11 protein-coding genes are annotated in these 15,206 nt (G+C 70.4%); 7 read left to right on the plus strand and 4 right to left on the minus strand.

Translation table 11 applies throughout. The annotated features are described in order from the left end of the window. Positions 1–45: 45 nt before the first annotated feature. Positions 46–3,057 carry an EAL domain-containing protein gene (locus Q0Z83_RS51085; RefSeq protein ID WP_317790800.1) on the minus strand — a complete coding sequence of 1,004 codons (3,012 nt, stop codon included), beginning with the start codon at positions 3,055–3,057 and terminating at the stop codon, positions 46–48. Between the two features lie 180 nt (positions 3,058–3,237). On the opposite strand from Q0Z83_RS51085, the gene Q0Z83_RS51090 reads away from it, so the two are divergent. Continuing rightward, a complete protein-coding gene (locus Q0Z83_RS51090; RefSeq protein WP_317790801.1) occupies positions 3,238–4,839 on the plus strand; it encodes a chitinase in 1,602 nt (533 codons plus the stop codon). Positions 4,840–4,878: 39 nt separating this feature from the next. On the opposite strand, the gene Q0Z83_RS51095 is transcribed toward Q0Z83_RS51090, so the two are convergent. Next, complete coding sequence (locus tag Q0Z83_RS51095; RefSeq protein ID WP_317790802.1) at positions 4,879–6,747, minus strand: acyl-CoA dehydrogenase family protein; 1,869 nt, start codon at positions 6,745–6,747, stop codon at positions 4,879–4,881. A gap of 147 nt (positions 6,748–6,894) precedes the next feature. Between Q0Z83_RS51095 and Q0Z83_RS51100 the strand changes: the two genes are divergently transcribed. The 6 genes from Q0Z83_RS51100 (at position 6,895) to Q0Z83_RS51125 (ending at position 12,585) form a co-directional block, all read left to right on the plus strand. Continuing rightward, a complete protein-coding gene (locus Q0Z83_RS51100) occupies positions 6,895–7,596 on the plus strand; it encodes a carbonic anhydrase (protein WP_317790803.1) in 702 nt (233 codons plus the stop codon). A 198-nt stretch (positions 7,597–7,794) separates the two neighbouring features. Next, positions 7,795–8,646 (plus strand): S1C family serine protease, encoded by an 852-nt coding sequence (locus tag Q0Z83_RS51105; protein WP_317790804.1) that lies wholly within the window; start codon positions 7,795–7,797, stop codon positions 8,644–8,646. A gap of 21 nt (positions 8,647–8,667) precedes the next feature. Continuing rightward, positions 8,668–9,663 carry an AAA family ATPase gene (locus tag Q0Z83_RS51110; protein WP_317790805.1) on the plus strand — a complete coding sequence of 332 codons (996 nt, stop codon included), beginning with the start codon at positions 8,668–8,670 and terminating at the stop codon, positions 9,661–9,663. After that, the gene (locus tag Q0Z83_RS51115) at positions 9,660–10,538 is read left to right on the plus strand and encodes a DUF58 domain-containing protein (RefSeq protein ID WP_317790806.1); all 879 of its coding nucleotides are present in this window, start codon (positions 9,660–9,662) and stop codon (positions 10,536–10,538) included. Before Q0Z83_RS51110 ends, Q0Z83_RS51115 begins: the two co-directional genes overlap by 4 nt. Then, entirely contained in the window at positions 10,535–11,503 is a 969-nt protein-coding gene (locus Q0Z83_RS51120; RefSeq protein ID WP_317790807.1) for a VWA domain-containing protein, read from the plus strand. The genes Q0Z83_RS51115 and Q0Z83_RS51120 overlap by 4 nt, the downstream gene beginning before the upstream one ends. Continuing rightward, complete coding sequence (locus Q0Z83_RS51125) at positions 11,503–12,585, plus strand: VWA domain-containing protein (protein ID WP_317790808.1); 1,083 nt, start codon at positions 11,503–11,505, stop codon at positions 12,583–12,585. The genes Q0Z83_RS51120 and Q0Z83_RS51125 overlap by 1 nt, the downstream gene beginning before the upstream one ends. 109 nt (positions 12,586–12,694) lie before the next feature. Here the strand turns inward: Q0Z83_RS51125 and Q0Z83_RS51130 are convergent, their stop codons facing one another. Together Q0Z83_RS51130 and Q0Z83_RS51135 are read right to left on the minus strand one after the other, a co-directional pair. Continuing rightward, positions 12,695–14,488: a bifunctional sugar phosphate isomerase/epimerase/4-hydroxyphenylpyruvate dioxygenase family protein gene (locus Q0Z83_RS51130; RefSeq protein WP_317790809.1), complete on the minus strand. Its 1,794-nt coding sequence runs from the start codon at positions 14,486–14,488 to the stop codon at positions 12,695–12,697. A 7-nt stretch (positions 14,489–14,495) separates the two neighbouring features. Beyond that, on the minus strand, positions 14,496–15,131 hold the full coding sequence (locus Q0Z83_RS51135; protein ID WP_317790810.1) for a TetR/AcrR family transcriptional regulator: 636 nt from the start codon (positions 15,129–15,131) through the stop codon (positions 14,496–14,498). Positions 15,132–15,206 lie beyond the last annotated feature (75 nt).

The raw sequence follows: 15,206 nt of genomic DNA on the forward strand, positions 1-15,206 counted from the left end.
GTACGAGAAATGGGCCTCTCCCGCCGGGAGAGGCCCATTTCCTCGTCAGCGACCGGCCGCGTCGGCCAGGGCGCGTTCGACCGGCACCGGTTTGCCGAGATAGAAACCCTGCCCGAGGGGTACGCCGCAGGCGGCCAGCGCATCCCGCTGAGGCGCCGACTCGATCCCTTCGGCGATCACGGTGCAGCCGTTCTCCCGGGCGAACTCGACGAGCGACCGGATCGACGCACGCCGGGCGCCCTCGGTCTCCACCCCGTCCAGTGACTTGCGGCCGAGCTTGAGGAACGCCGGTTTCAGCGACTCCATCCGGGCCAGGCTGTCGTAGCCGGCACCGGCGTCGTCGACCGCGATCCGTACCCCGGCGGGCAGGTCGATGAGGTCCTCCGGCTCGGCGCCGTCGATCTCCAGGACGATCGGCCGGTCGCTCTCGGCGACCAACTGCTCCAGCTCGCGGGGCCGGCGCAGCAGCCCGGCCGAGACGTTCACCGCGAGCCAGGTGCCTTCCGGCAGCGACACCGCCGAGGCCATCGCGGCCCGGACCAGCGCGGCGTCCAGGTCGATGTGCCGGCCCTGTTCCTGCGCGTCGGCCAGCCCCTGGTGCGGGCTGCTGCCGTCGGCGAACCGGGTCAGCGCCTCGTAACCGGCCACCTCACCCGATTCCAGCTCGAAGATCGGCTGGAACACCGTGAAGAACGTGTACTCCTCGAACGAGCTGGACGACTGCGGGGTGCGGACACCACGGCGGCTGGCGGCGGCCTGGGACGCCCGGACCGCGACCATGCCGGGGGAGTTGCCCTCGGCGCCGTAGTGCAGCACCGAAGCCCAGTCGCCGATCGCGCCGGCCATCGCGCGGCCCTCGCCGTGACCGGCCGGTACCGGCTTCGCGGCGGCGGTGGAACGGGACTTCTTCGGCTGGACCGGGCGGTACAGCCAACCCTTCAGGTGGGTGAGCAGGTCGACCACGGTGTTGCCGAGGCCGACGAAGGCGATCATCGCGTACGAGGCGAGAACCAGGTTGATCACCGCGAAGACCAGGTTCGCCCACTGGCCCAGCTGCACGTCGCGGACCACGGTGTAGGCGCAGAGCGCGATCAGGGCGAGCGGGGCGAGCAGGTAGGTGGTCGCCGCGGTCGTCCGGTTGCGGACCTTGGGCGTACGTTTGAACTGGCTCTTCTCGCCGGTGAGCAGCTGGAGTATGGAGGCGAAGCTGCCGGAGAGGTTGACCGGCAGCAGGATCAGGTTGAAACCGTAGATCCGGAAGATGTCCATGCGCTTGTAGCCGACGTACTTCAGGTCGGCCGCCATCATCATGAAGTACGGCACCGACACCAGCAGCAGCACCGGGTTGAGCAGGTCGGCGTTGAACGGGTACGCCAGCATGATCACCAGGCAGATGGAGCTCCAGAAGATGGAGGCCATGTAGTTGACCCGGAGGAACAGCTCACCGAAGCGGTTCTTCTGCCCGCGGGCCGTCTTGGCCCGGAACTGGTCCTTGAGCCGGGACAGGATGAGCAGGCCGCCGTTGGCCCAGCGCTGCCGCTGGATGGCGAGCGAACCGAAGTCCGGCGGAGTGGCGCTGTAGGCCATCCGCTCCGGGTAGTTGTAGAGCGTCCAGCCGTGCACCCCGAGGTCGATCGTCGACTCGGTGTCCTCGATGACCGTGCGGTCCTGGATGTACCGCTTGATCTCCCAGTCACCCTCGTAGGTGGCCTCACAGATGTCGTCGAGTGCCTTCTTGCGCAGCACCGCGTTCGCGCCGACCCAGAACGTCGCACCATAGTGGGTCATACCCTGGTGCACGATGTGCTGGATGTCGGTGGTGGCGCCGGAGATCCGCTCCAGCCGGGTCGCCGCTCCGGGGAACGCGCTGTACGGGGTCTGCGACACCGCGCACTGTGCATAGGCGCCCTGCTCCATCAGGTGCACCAGGCGCAGCGCGTACTCCGGCAGGAGCACACTGTCGGCGTCCAGGGTGAGCACGTAGTCCGGGTTCGGGATGGTCACCTCGGCCCGGCCGGCCCCGGCGGAGACCAGGGCGACTCCCATCGGGGTGCTCACCTCCTGGTAGCTGCCGCCCATCAGGCCGATGTAGCTGTTCAGGTTCATCGCCTTGTTCGGCTCGGCCGACAGCGACACGTACCGCTTGCGCTCGAAGCTGGTCACCGTCGCGTCGAAGATCGCCATCAGCCGCTTGTAGAGCTGCACGATCCGCTCGACCGGCAGGACCGCCTCCTCGGCGGCGCCGCGCTCCAGGGCCTCGGAGATGGTGCCGAGGTCACCGGCCAGCCGGTTGACGATGTGCTCGACGAAGAACGTGTCGGTGTGGTCGACCATCTCCTGGCGATGCCCGAGGCCGTACAGCCAGCCCACCGCGGACTGGTATTCGGCGGCGAGATCCCGCATGTCGGCGACCGTCGCGACGCCGTTCAGGCCGGCCTCGAAGCGGTCGTAAGCGGCCTGCGCGCGAGCGAACGGCACGGCCAGCTCGGACTCGATCGCGCCGGGCAGGGCACGGGCGGAGAGCAGCAGGTCGCGCGCGGCCCGGGTCTTCGGCTGCTGCGGGTCGTCGATGAGCAGCGTCACCCGCAGCCCCGGGTACTCCTGCAGCGCCGCGGACAGCAGCGTGGTCCGGATGACCCGCTCGTCCTCCTGGTACGACGGCACCAGCACGGTCACCGTCGGGGTCGGTCCGGCCAGGAACGGGTCCAGCGCGATCCGCGGCGCCCGGTGGTGGGCCCGGCTGCGGTAGAAGAACCCGATCCGGGTGATCAGGTAGGCCATCGCCGAGCCCATCAGCGCGGTGACCACCAGCATGTAGACGATCGCCTCGACGACCAGCTTCGGGCTGCTCGCCTTGCCCACGATGAACTGCTCGAACACCGTGTAGGCGATGTAACAGGCCCAGACCGCGATGGTCAGGACGATGGCGAGCCGCCCACGGGCGATCCGGCCTTCGGAGACGGGCGGCGGAGTCAGCGGGTGGGGTGCCGTCCGCCGGTCCGCGCCCCACTGCCGTGGGGTGTCGGGCCGGCGCTGCTCCACCGGTTTGCGCTGCATGTGGGATGGCCTCTCACTGGGGATGGGACGCCGGTCCCGGCGCGTTTCCGCCGGTGCCCGTCGAACGGCACCATCGGCCGGTACGCCCGGTCGCTTGAAGGTTTCCGGCCGGTTGCCTTCAGCGCGGCCGGAACCTGCCGATTCGAGAGCCGACGAAGACCCGCGACCGAGAGGCCCACCATGCAGACCGCCACCCCCTTGGCGCGGCCGGAACCGGACGATCCGCTCGCGGATCCGGACTGGCAGGAACCCGAGGCGCCGGTGCAGAAGCTGTCCTGGCTGCGGCTCGGTTTCCTGATCCTGTTGGTGGCCGGGATCGGCGGGGGCGGCGCGGCCGCGGTGATCCACTACCGGGACACCGCCGGACCGGCGGCCAAGTCGTGGGCGGTGCCGTACGTCGACGTCACGCTCACCCCGACGTTCGAGTTCCAGGACCCGGCGGTGAACCCGGCCAACGACGTGGCCCTGGCGTTCGTGGTCGCCGACCCGGAGGACGGGTGCGCACCCAGCTGGGGCGGCGCCTACACGCCCGACGAGGCGGCCGCGTCGCTGGAGCTGGACCGGCGGATCGAGCAGCTGCGCGCGGCCGGCGGCGACATCATGCTCAGCGTCGGTGGCCTGACCAACACCGAGCTGGCGGTGGCCTGCACCGACCAGGCCCGGCTGACTGACGCCTACCGGCAGCTGGTGCGCCGTTACGACCTGAAGACCCTGGACCTGGACATCGAGGGGACCGCCGTCGCCGACCAGGCGTCCCTGAAGCGCCGCGCGACCGCCCTCTCGACCCTGCAGGCCGAGCGGAAGGCGGCCGGCGAGACGCTGAGCGTGTGGCTGACCCTCCCGGTCACGCCGGACGGTCTCACCGCCGACGGCGTCGCCGCGGTGCGGACCACGCTGGAGGGCGGGGTCGCGCTGGACGGCGTCAACCCGATGATCATGGATTACGGCACCGGCGGTTCCAGCCCGGACATGCTCGAGATGGGCATCAGCGCGTTGAAGGCCACCCACAAGCAGCTGTCCGACCTCTACCTGCGGCTCGGCGTGCAGCTGACCGGGCCCGAGGTGTGGTCGCGGATCGGCGCCACCCCGATGATCGGGCAGAACGACATCGACGCCGAGCGGTTCACCGTCGCCGACGCGCAGGGGCTGGCCGCCTTCGCGGTCGACAACGGCCTCGGCCGGGTGTCGATGTGGTCGCTGAACCGGGACGCCCCGTGCACCGGCACCTTCACCAACGTGGTCGTGCACTCCAACACCTGCAGTGGCGTCTCCCAGGAGAAGCTGGCCTTCTCCAAGGTGTTCGCCGACCTGCCGGGCGCGATCGTGGGCAGCTCCGGACGGGAGGCGGTGACCATCCCGGCGCAGTCGTCGATCACCGACGACCCGGCGAAGAGCCCCTACCCGGTGTGGCGTCTCACCGCCCAGTACGTGCGCGGCTACAAGGTCGTCTGGCACGGTGTCGTCTACGAGGCGAAGTGGGCCAACCAGGGCACCGACCCGTCGGCCGGCGGTGACTCCACCACACCCACCCCGTGGTCCGTGATCGGCCCGGTGACCTCGACCGACGTGGCGCCGTCGCCGAGTCCCACGGTCACCGGCGTGACCGACGAGTGGGACCCGAAGACGATCTACGTACGCGGACAGAAGGTGATGTTCGACGGGCTGCCGTACGAGGCCCGCTGGACCAGCACCGGTGACGCCCCGTCGACCGAGTACCCGATCAGCCCCGATGATCCGTGGAAACCGCTGTTCATCGTGCCGGGGGAACCGGTCACCAGCTGACCCAGGACGTCCCCGGGCCGATCGGCCCGGGGACGTTCGTCATCTCAGGCGCCGCCGTACGTCCTCGGCGGTACTGGCACCGGGCGACCACGGGGCCACCCACGGAGCGTCCGCCGGTGGGTGGATCACGCCCTCCTCGACGAAGGCGTAGCGGCCGGACAGCACCCGCTCGGCGGCCGTCACGTCGAGCCGGTCGGTGTTGTCCCACAGGTCGGCGAACCTCGCCTCGGCACGCAGCCGGGCCTGCCGGCAGAACAGATCGGCCAGCTCGCGGCCCTCGGGACGGTCAGCACGCTCGGCGTGGGCACGCACGCACACCGCGGTCATCGCGAACAACTCCGCGCCGATGTCCACGATCCGGCCCAGGAACGCCTGCCTACGCTCCAGCTTTCCCTGCCAGCGGGACATCGCGTAGAACGTCGACCGGGCCAGCTTGCGGGACGTGCGCTCCACGTACCGCAGATGCGCCGCCAGGGGGCCGAATTCGCCGTACCCCGTCGGATTCTGCCCTTGACCCACCGCGAGAGTGGGCAGCCACCGCGCGTAGAACGCCCCCGCCCGCGCCCCCGCGCGGGCCTTCCGGCCGAGATCGGCCTCCGGGTCGATGATGTCGCCCGCCACCGCGAGGTGCGCGTCCACCGCCTCCCGGGCGATCAGCAGGTGCATGATCTCGGTCGAGCCCTCGAAGATCCGGTTGATCCGCAGGTCACGCAGGATCTGCTCGGTCTCCGAGGGGCGCTCGCCGCGAGCGGTCAACGACTCGGCCGTCTCGTAGCCGCGGCCGCCGCGGATCTGCACCAGCTCGTCGGCGACCTGCCAGGCGATCTCGCTGGCGAACAGTTTGACCAGCGCGGCCTCGATCCGGATGTCGTTGCGCGCGTCGTCGGCGATCAGGCAGCAGAGGTCCAGCATGGACTCCATGGCGTAGGTGGACGCCGCGATGAACGCGATCTTCTTGGCCACCGCCTCGTGTGAGCCGACCGGACGGCCCCACTGCACCCGGTCCGCCGACCACTCCCGGGCGATCGCCAGCGCCCGCTTGCCGGCGCCGACGCACATCGCCGGCAGCGACAGTCGGCCGGTGTTCAGCGTGGACAGCGCTATCCGCAGGCCCTTGCCGAGGCCGCCGATCACGTTCGCCTCCGGGACGAACACGTCGTGGAACCGGGTGACGCTGTTCTCCAGGCCGCGCAGCCCGAGGAACGCGTTGCGCCGCTCCACCGTGATGCCCGGCGAGTCGCCCTCGACCACGAACGCGGTGATGCCCTTCTCCGGGACCCGGGCCATCACCACGAGCAGGGTGGCGACCGTGCCGTTGGTGGCCCACAGCTTCACGCCGTTGAGCTGGAAACCGCCCTCGACCGGTTCGGCCACGGTGCCCAGCCGCGCCGGGTCGGAGCCGACGTCCGGCTCGGTCAGCAGGAACGCGGACACCTCGCCGGCGGCCAGCCGGGGCAGGAACGCCTTCTTCTGCTCGGGCGTGCCGAACATCTTCAGCGGCTGCGGCACACCGATCGACTGGTGTGCCGACAGCAGGGCGCCGACCGCGGCGTTCACCGAACCGGTCATCGTGAGCGCCTGACAATAGTGCAGATTGGACAACCCGAGCCCGCCGTACTCCTGGTCGATCTTCATGCCGAAGGCGCCGAGCTCGGCGAGGCCGTGGAAGACCTCGTCGGGGATCCGGGCCTCCCGCTCGATGCGGGCGCCGTCCACCTCGGAGCGCAGGTAGTCGGCCAGGTGGTCGAGGAACTCGGGCCGTGGCGCGGGAGCCGGCCGTGGGTGGATCAGATCGAGACGGAAGCGGCCCAGGAAGAGTTCCTTACCGAAGCTGGGCTGGCGCCACTCGGACTCGCGAGCGGCTTCAGCGGTCTGCCGTGCCTGTTTCTCCGAGACGTTCGTGCTCATCACATACCCCCTCCTCCGGGCCACGCTACGCACTCGCGTTACCGAGTGGTAGCCGTCGGTAGGCATTCGGTTGCACCCCTTCGTTGCGGCCCGGGCGGGCCGAACAGTCGTGGCGTAACCAGCCGCCGGAATGTTCAGGAGAGTCCATTGCTCGAGTCGAAGCTCAACCGCCGTTTCTTCCTCGGTGCCGGCGGTGCCGTTGCCGGATCGATCGCCCTCGGCGGTCTCGGGTCCTCGGCCGCGATGGCCGCCGACGCCGGACCGACCCCGGACGCGGTCCTCGCGAACCTGCTCGCCGGCAACAAGCGCTTCGTCGCCAGCAAGTGCAAGCACCCGCACCTGAGCCGTGAGCGGATCGGGGTCGTCTCCAAGGGGCAGCACCCGTTCGCGATCATCCTGGGCTGCGCCGACTCGCGGGTCGCGCCGGAGCTGCTCTTCGACCAGGGTGTCGGTGACCTGTTCGTGAACCGGGTGGCCGGCAACGCGGTCGACCCGCTGCTGCTGGGCAGCATGGAGTACGCGGCGGAGGAGTTCGTGCCGCCGTTGGTCATGGTGCTCGGCCACGAGCGCTGCGGCGCGGTCGCGGCCACCCAGGGCTGTGTGCGTACCGGCGGTAAGGCGCCCGGCCACATCCAGTCGATCGTCGAGGCCCTCACCCCGATCGTCGGGCCGTACGCCGGCGACGGTGACGCGGCCGTCGAGAACGGTGTCCAGGCGAACGTGAAGGCGCAGGTCGCGGCCGTTCTGGCGCAGAGCGACATCATCCGGGAGAAGGTCGAGGCCGGGCACATGAAGGTGGTCGGAGCCCGTTACGACCTGGACTCGGGCAAGGTCACCGTTCTGGCCTGACGCACGTTTCGGGGGCGGCACTGTCACGGTGCCGCCCCCGCATGCGTTCCCGCCGTCGAGTGTCGACAAGGCGGCGATATGCCAGATTCATGAAGCTGTGGCGGATTTTGCGTCCCGGAAACCATCAGAAGTCTCATGGCGAATTCCTAGGAAACGCTTCTAGGGTCGATGAATGCAGAGTCCGGTGGTCGCATCGTGATGACGGTGCTCCGCCCGGACGGTCCGGTCGCGCCGGAGCCCGTCCCGGAGGAGCCGAAGAGACGGTGGAACACTCCTGAGCTGCGCCGCAGGGCGCTGATCGGGGCGATCGTGATCTGGGCCGTGGTGATCACGGCGCTCGTGGCCGTGCGCGGCGGGGGTGACGACCCGGCGCCCGCCGCGGCTCGCCCCTCGGCCTCGCCCTCCGCGTCCGACGCGCCGCTCACCGTGGCCGAGATCTATCAGGCGCTCACCCCGTCGGTGGTGCTGATCCGGACCACCGGGCACGACTCGCAGAACCGTCTGGAGGCCGGCACCGGCACCGGCGTGATCGCCAACGCCGACGGCACGATCCTGACCGCCCTGCACGTGGTCGACGGCGCGGAGAGCATCGAGCTCACCTACGCCGACGGGACGAAGGCGGCGGCCCAGTCGGCCAGTGCGGATCCGGCGCGGGACATCGCCACCCTCACGCCGGCCAAGCTGCCCGAGACGCTGGTCCCGGCGGTGCTCGGTGGCGGCAGCCGGGTCGGCGACGACGTGGTGGCGATCGGCAACCCGCTCGGTCTGACCTTCAGCACCAGCAGCGGTGTCGTCTCCGGTCTGGAGCGGGTGCTCGACCGTGATCAGGGCGAGGCCGACATCGAGGGCCTCATCCAGTTCGACGCGGCGGTCAACCCGGGCAACTCCGGCGGGCCGCTGATCAACGACCGGGGTCAGGTGGTCGGCATCGTGATCGCGCTGGCCAACCCGAGCGGCGCCGGCACCTTCATCGGCATCGGCTTCGCCGTCCCGATCGGCGCGGCCCTCGGCGGCACCGGCGAGGGCGACGGCCAGTCGCCTCCCCTCTGAGTTAACGAAAGTGACGGACACATGAGCTGGACCGACGCCCCGCCCGCCTCCGCCGGCCCGATCGAAAAGGTGCTGTACGAGGTCAAGAAGACCATCGTCGGCCAGGACAACCTGCTCGAACGGCTCATCGTGGCGTTGCTGGCCCGCGGGCACATCCTGGTCGAGGGCGTGCCGGGGCTGGCCAAGACGCTCGCCGTCAAATCGCTGGCCGAGGCGATCGGCGGTGACTTCCACCGGGTGCAGTTCACCCCCGACCTGGTGCCCGCCGACATCGTCGGCACCCGGGTCTACAACCAGCAGAGCGGCGAGTTCCAGGTGCAGCTCGGCCCGGTCTTCACCAACCTGCTACTGGCCGACGAGATCAACCGGGCGCCGGCCAAGGTGCAGAGCGCGCTGCTGGAGACGATGCAGGAGCGGCAGGTCACCATCGGCCGGGAGACCCACAAGCTGCCCAGTCCGTTCCTGGTGATGGCCACGCAGAACCCGATCGAGAACGAGGGCGTCTATCCGCTGCCCGAGGCGCAGGTCGACCGGTTCATGATGAAGGTGGTCGTCGGCTACCCGAGCGTCACCGAGGAGTTCGTGGTCGTCGAGCGGGCGCTCGGGCGGGCCGCCGCGATCCAGAAGATCATCGACCCGGTCACGCTGGCGGCACTCCAGGAGGAGGTCGACAAGGTCTACGTCGACCCGTCCCTGATCGAGTACGCGGTGAACCTCGCCCACGCCACCCGCGACCCGGCCCGGGTCGGGCTGACCGATCTGGCCCGCTACGTGACCTTCGGAGCCAGCCCACGGTCGTCGATCAGTCTGGTGCTGGCCGGGCGGGCGCTGGCCTACATCCGCGGGCGCGAGTACGTCGTACCGGAGGATCTGAGCGATCTCGCCCTCGATGTTCTGCGGCACCGTCTCGTGCTCTCCTACGAGGCGCTGTCCGATGAGGTCACCGCCGACCTGATCATCGCGAAGATCCTGGCGAACCTGTCGTTCCCGGAACCCGCGGGCCGGGCCGGTAGATGACCACCGCCCCCGACCGGCTGCTGCGGCGCCTGGAGTGGAAACTCGGACGCCGCCTCGACGGGCGCCTGCAGGGCTCCTATCGGACCGTGTGGCACGGCGCCGGGCTCGACTTCACCGACCTGCGGGCGTATACGCCGGAGGACGACGTCCGGCACATCGACTGGAACGTCACGGCCCGGCTGGACGAGCCGTTCGTCAGGCAGTACACCGAGGACCGCGAGATGACCGCCTGGATGGTGATCGACAGGTCGGCGTCGATGAGGTTCGGGGCCGGTAAGGAGTCGGCCGCCTCGGATCTGGCGGTGGTGATCGCGCGGCTGATCTCCCAGGGTGGGAACCGGGTGGGGGCGATCCTGTTCGACAATCAGTCCCACCAGGTCATTCCACCGCGCACCGGACGAGACCAGGTGCTGCGCATCGCCCGCGAAACCACCGCCGAAGTCACGAAAAAATCGGACAAGACCACCGATCTGGCCGGGATGCTGCGCCTGGCCGCGGCGACCACCGCGCAGCGCCGCAGCCTCGTCTTCGTGATGTCCGACTTCATCGGCGACCCGGGCTGGGACCGCCCGCTCGCCCAGCTCACCCACCGCCACGAGGTGGTCGTCATCCGCGTCGTCGACCCGGCCGAACTCGAACTGCCCGACCTCGGCCTGATCCTCGTCGAGGACGCCGAGACCGGCGAGCAACTCCTCGTCGACACCAGTGACCCGCTGCTGCGCGCCCGCCTCACCGAGCAGGTCGGCGCCCGCGAGGACGAGCTGGCCGCCGGCATGCGCAGAGCCGGCGTCGACGCCCACCGGATCACCACCGACCAGGACATGCTGGCCACCCTGGTCGACATGGTCCGCCGTTCCGGACGGAGGCGCCGGTGACCTTCCTCTACCCGGCCGTCATCGGCGTGGCCGTCCTGGTCGGTGCCGCGGCCGTCGCCGGTTACGTGGCCCTCCAGCGAAAACGGGCCGACGCGTTGAAGAAGGCCGGCTTCGCCACCCTGCAGAAAAGCAGACTGCGTCAGCACCTGCCGTACGGGCTGCTCCTGGCCGCCCTCCCGGTCATGCTCGTCGGCCTGGCCCGCCCGCAGGCCGAGGTCGCCGTGCCCCGGGTCGCCGGCACCGTGCTGCTCGCCTTCGACATCTCCAACAGCATGTCCGCCACCGACGTCGCCCCCAGTCGGCTCGGCGCCGCACAGGAGGCCGCGAAGGCGTTCGTCACCGACCAGCCGGACAGCGTCGACGTCGGTGTGCTGGTCTTCGGTGACCAGGCGCTGCTCACCCAGGCGCCGACCGACGACCACGCGGCCGCGGTCGCCGCGATCGGGCGGGTCACCCCCAGCGGTGGCACCTCGCTGGGGCAGGCGATCCTGGTCGCGCTCGGCACGATCACCGGCAAACCGGTGAGCCTCCCGGCCGAGGGCCAGGCGCCGACCACCCAGGACCTCGGCTACTGGCCGTCGGCCACGATCGTGGTCTTCTCCGACGGTGAGGAGACCGGCGGGCCCGACGTGCAGGCCGCCGCGGAGCTCGCCGCGGCCGCCGGGGTCCGCATCCAGACCGTCGGCGTCGGCACCGCCAAGGGCGCGACGGTCGAGGTCGACGGCTTCCAGCTGGGCACCGCGCTGGACGAGACACTGCTGACCACTGTGGCGCAGGTGACCGGTGGGGCGTACCAGCAGGCCGGCGACGCGGACGCGCTGACCGACAGCACCAAGTCGATCGACCTGCGCCTGACCACCGAGAAGGAGCCGATCGAGCTGACCGCCGGATTCGCGGCGGCCGCGCTGCTGCTCCTGACACTCGGCGGGCTGCTGGGCGTCCGCTGGCACGGAAGGATCGTCTGATGTCGCTGAGCTGGCCCTGGGCGCTGGCCGCGGTCCTCGCGGTGCCGCTGCTGCTACTCGCCCGCTGGTGGTTCAACCGGCGCCGCAAACGGACCGCGGTCACCGTGTCCAGCATCGCCCTGATCCGGGCCGCGCTGCCCGGCCGTACCGCGTGGCGCCGTCGGATCCCGGTCTACCTGTTCCTGGCCGGGCTGGTCGCGCTGGCCGGTGGCATCGCCCGGCCGCAGGCGTCGGTCGCGGTCCCGTCCAACGACACCACGATTTTGCTGGCCATCGACGTGTCCGGATCGATGTGCAACACCGACATCGCCCCGAACCGGCTGGCCGTGGCCGTCGACGCGGCTCGCGAGTTCGTCGAGGCGCAGGAGGGCGACACGAAGATCGGCCTGGTCGCCTTCTCCGGCATCGCCGGTCTGCTGGTCCCGCCGACCACCGACAAGGACCCGCTGCTGGAGGCGATCGACACCCTCAAGACCGCCCGTGGCACCGCGATCGGCCAGGCCATCCTCACCTCGATCGACGCGATCGCCGAGATCAACCCGGACGTGGCCGCGACCGGCGTCGAGCTGAACGGGACCATCCCGGACGGCACCGGCACCGACTACGAGCCGGACACCATCGTGGTCCTCACCGACGGCTCCAACACCACGGGCGTCGACCCGGTCACCGCCGCCGAACAGGCCGCGGCCCGTCGGCTGCGCGTCTACACGATCGGGTTCGGCACCACGAACCCGCAGCAGATGGTCTGTACCGCCGAACAGGTCAGCGGCGACTCGGCGTTCACCGGCGGCGGTTTCGGTGGCGGTGGTTTCGGCGGGGGCGGCGGCGGACGCGGCGGCGGCAATCGGGAGATCGACGAAGACGCGCTGACCGAGGTCGCCGACCTCACCGGCGGACGCTACTTCAAGGCGTCGGACGCCGAACAGCTCACCGACGTCCTCGGCGACCTGCCCCGCGAGTTCGGGCTCACCAAGCAGAACGTCGAGATCAGCGTCTGGTTCCTGTTGCTCGGTACGTTGCTGGTCAGCGCGGCGGTCGGCCTTTCCCTCTGGTGGAATCGCGGTCCGGCGATCCGCCGGTGAGGGCAGGCGGCGGCCCGGCGGCCGCGTTTCGGCCGGGACGGGCCGCCCGCGTCGCGGGGTAGGCCCGGGGCGGCGTGGATTCGGCGTGGCGCTGGGTGGCCGTACCACCTCAGGGGTTGAGGCGGCGGTGACGTTGAGCCGCCATGCGGACCGGGGCGTTGGGCTCGCCGAAGCGGTCGTAGTGGGAGCGGCGTTCGACGATCTCGAAGAAGACGCGCCCGCCGAAGACCGGGGTGTACAGGTGCAGGAGCTCGTGGCCGGACGGGTCCCGGTCGTAGAGGATGCCGTGGGCGGCCAGGGCGGCGACGAAGTCGGCGGTCAGGGCGAAACGGGCGGCCAGGTCCTCGTAGTAGTTGTCCGGGACCGGTAGCGCGGGGACGGTCAGTGCGGCCGCGGTGGCGATGATGTCGGTGGTGGTGAAGGCCACGTGCTGGGGGTCGGCCACCGCGGGTGCCCAGTCGCCCCGGCGGAGCAGGGCCACCGTCAGGGCCAGCCGGACGGTGCGGGACGGGTTCGCGATGGCTCGGGAACGCATCAGGCCGAACGGGGCGGCGTACTCCTCGGTGGCCAGATGGTCCAGATTGAGCACCGAATGGTAGAAGAGTCCCGCCTCGTCGAAGTGGTCGAACGGCTGGGCCAGTCCGAGGTGGTCGACCGCCAGCAGGCCGGCACCGGGGCCCGCGGCGGTACCGGTGGGCAGGAAGTCGGCTCGCCAGTCGTCGCCCGGGTGGGTCACGAAGACACTGGTGCCGTCGGGGGCGGTGATGGCGGCCAGTTCGGCTTCGCCCGGTTCGCGGACGTTCGGGTGGGCGGGGGCGAGTAGCGCCCCGGCCCGGGCCAACGACCGGCTCGGATCGGCCGAGGTGACCGCGAACGCGCTGATGGCGGCCGGTCCGGGCTGGGTCACGGCACTGTTCAGGACGATCCGGGCGGTGCCCTGTTCCCAGAGTTCGACGGGTTTGGTGCGGTGTTGGCCGGTGTGGGCGAAGCCGAGTCCGCGGAGTGCCGACCGCAACTCCGGGCCGGAGTTGCCGTCGACGGCGAACTCGGTGAAGGCGTGGCCGGTCAGCTCGGGCGCGTCCGGGAGGCGGCGGATCCCGAGGTCGTCCTCCAGCGCGATCAGGGAGCGCATCGCGTCGATCGCGGTACGGGCCGGGTCGGCCTGACGGAACACGTCGTTGAAGACCTCCAGCGACAGTGGCCCCCGGTAGCCGGCGGCCAGCACCAGCCGGACGAAACCGGGCAGGTCGAAGGCGCCCTGGCCGGGGAAGAGGCGGTGGTGACGGCTCCACTGCAGGACGTCCATGCTCAGGTGCGGCGCGTCGGCCAGTTGCAGGAAGAAGATCTTGCCGGGGGTGATCCCGGCGATCCCGGCCGGGCTGACCTCGCGCGACAGCACATGGAACGAGTCGAGGCAGAGCCCGAGCGCCGGATGGTCGGCGCGCTGCACGATCCGCCACGAGCGGTCCCATGTGGAGACGTGCCGTCCCCAGGCCAGCGCTTCGTAGGCGATCCGCATGCCGTGGTCGTCGGCGCGCTCGGCCAGCGCGGTCAGTTGCGCGGCGGCCAGGTCGTCGTCGTCCACGGCGTCCGGCGCGACCGAGGAGCAGACCAGGACGGTGTGCACACCGAGGGCGGCCATCACGTCGAACTTCCGCTCGGCGCGGTCCAGACTGTTCCGGAACCGTCCCTCGGAAACCGAGTCCAGGTCGCGGAACGGCTGGTACAGATCGATGCTCAGGCCCAGGTCGGCGCACCGCTTGCGGACCTCGGCCGGCGCCATCGGCGAGACCACGAGATCGTTCTCGAACAGCTCGATGCCGTCGAAACCGGCCGCGGCCGCTGCCGTCAGCTTGTCGTCGAGGGTTCCGGAGAGACAGACGGTGGCGATCGACCGGCGCATGCGGGACTCACTTTCGTAGATAGCCGGTCACCAGGTCGCCGAGCATCGTGCGGTAGTGCTCCCGACGGTCCGGGTCGAGCAGGTCCCGGTCGAAGAGCGCGCCCCACGTGTGGCGGTTGGCGACGCGGAAGAAGCAGAACGAGCTGATCATCATGTGGACGTCGAGGGCGTCGACGTCGTCGCGGAACAGGCCCTCGGCGTGGCCCCGTTCGAGTACCTCGCGGAGCAGGTCGACGGCCGAGCTGTTGAGGTCGACGAGCCGCGCCACGTGGTTCATGTGCTTGGCTTGCTGCGCGTTCTCCACGCCGACGAGCTTGATGAACGCGGGGTGCGCTTCGTGGTGGTCGAAGGTGACCTCGGCGAGCCGGCGGACGGCCGCGACCGGGTCGAGATGGCCGACGTCGGCGGTCCGCTCGGCGGCGCGGATCTCCGCATACGCCCGCTCCAGAACGGCCAGGTAGAGCTGCTCCTTACCGCCGAAGTAGTAGTAGATCATCCGTTTCGTGGTGCGGGTCCGGGCGGCGATCTCGTCCACTCTGGCCCCGCTGTAGCCGCGGTCGGCGAACTCGTCGGTGGCCACGTCGAGCAGCTCGGTGCGGGTGCGTTCGGCGTCGCGCCGCCGTTCGCCCGTCTCTGCCCGCACTGTTTTCTCCTGCGTCATGAACCCAGTCTGCCGTGGGCCTTGACAGTGTCCGCCGTCACACCCGATAACTAACGT

Source organism: Actinoplanes sichuanensis, from assembly GCF_033097365.1.
Lineage (GTDB): Bacteria > Actinomycetota > Actinomycetes > Mycobacteriales > Micromonosporaceae > Actinoplanes > Actinoplanes sichuanensis.

What these genes read in the sequence shown, in the direction of transcription:
- Q0Z83_RS51130 (WP_317790809.1), bottom strand. Translation starts at nt 14,488, where the DNA reads ATGCGCCGGTCGATCGCCACCGTCTGTCTCTCCGGAACCCTCGACGAC.
- Q0Z83_RS51085 (WP_317790800.1), bottom strand. Translation starts at nt 3,057, where the DNA reads ATGCAGCGCAAACCGGTGGAGCAGCGCCGGCCCGACACCCCACGGCAG.
- Q0Z83_RS51110 (WP_317790805.1), top strand. Translation starts at nt 8,668, where the DNA reads ATGAGCTGGACCGACGCCCCGCCCGCCTCCGCCGGCCCGATCGAAAAG.
- Q0Z83_RS51095 (WP_317790802.1), bottom strand. Translation starts at nt 6,747, where the DNA reads ATGAGCACGAACGTCTCGGAGAAACAGGCACGGCAGACCGCTGAAGCC.
- Q0Z83_RS51090 (WP_317790801.1), top strand. Translation starts at nt 3,238, where the DNA reads ATGCAGACCGCCACCCCCTTGGCGCGGCCGGAACCGGACGATCCGCTC.
- Q0Z83_RS51105 (WP_317790804.1), top strand. Translation starts at nt 7,795, where the DNA reads ATGACGGTGCTCCGCCCGGACGGTCCGGTCGCGCCGGAGCCCGTCCCG.
- Q0Z83_RS51115 (WP_317790806.1), top strand. Translation starts at nt 9,660, where the DNA reads ATGACCACCGCCCCCGACCGGCTGCTGCGGCGCCTGGAGTGGAAACTC.
- Q0Z83_RS51125 (WP_317790808.1), top strand. Translation starts at nt 11,503, where the DNA reads ATGTCGCTGAGCTGGCCCTGGGCGCTGGCCGCGGTCCTCGCGGTGCCG.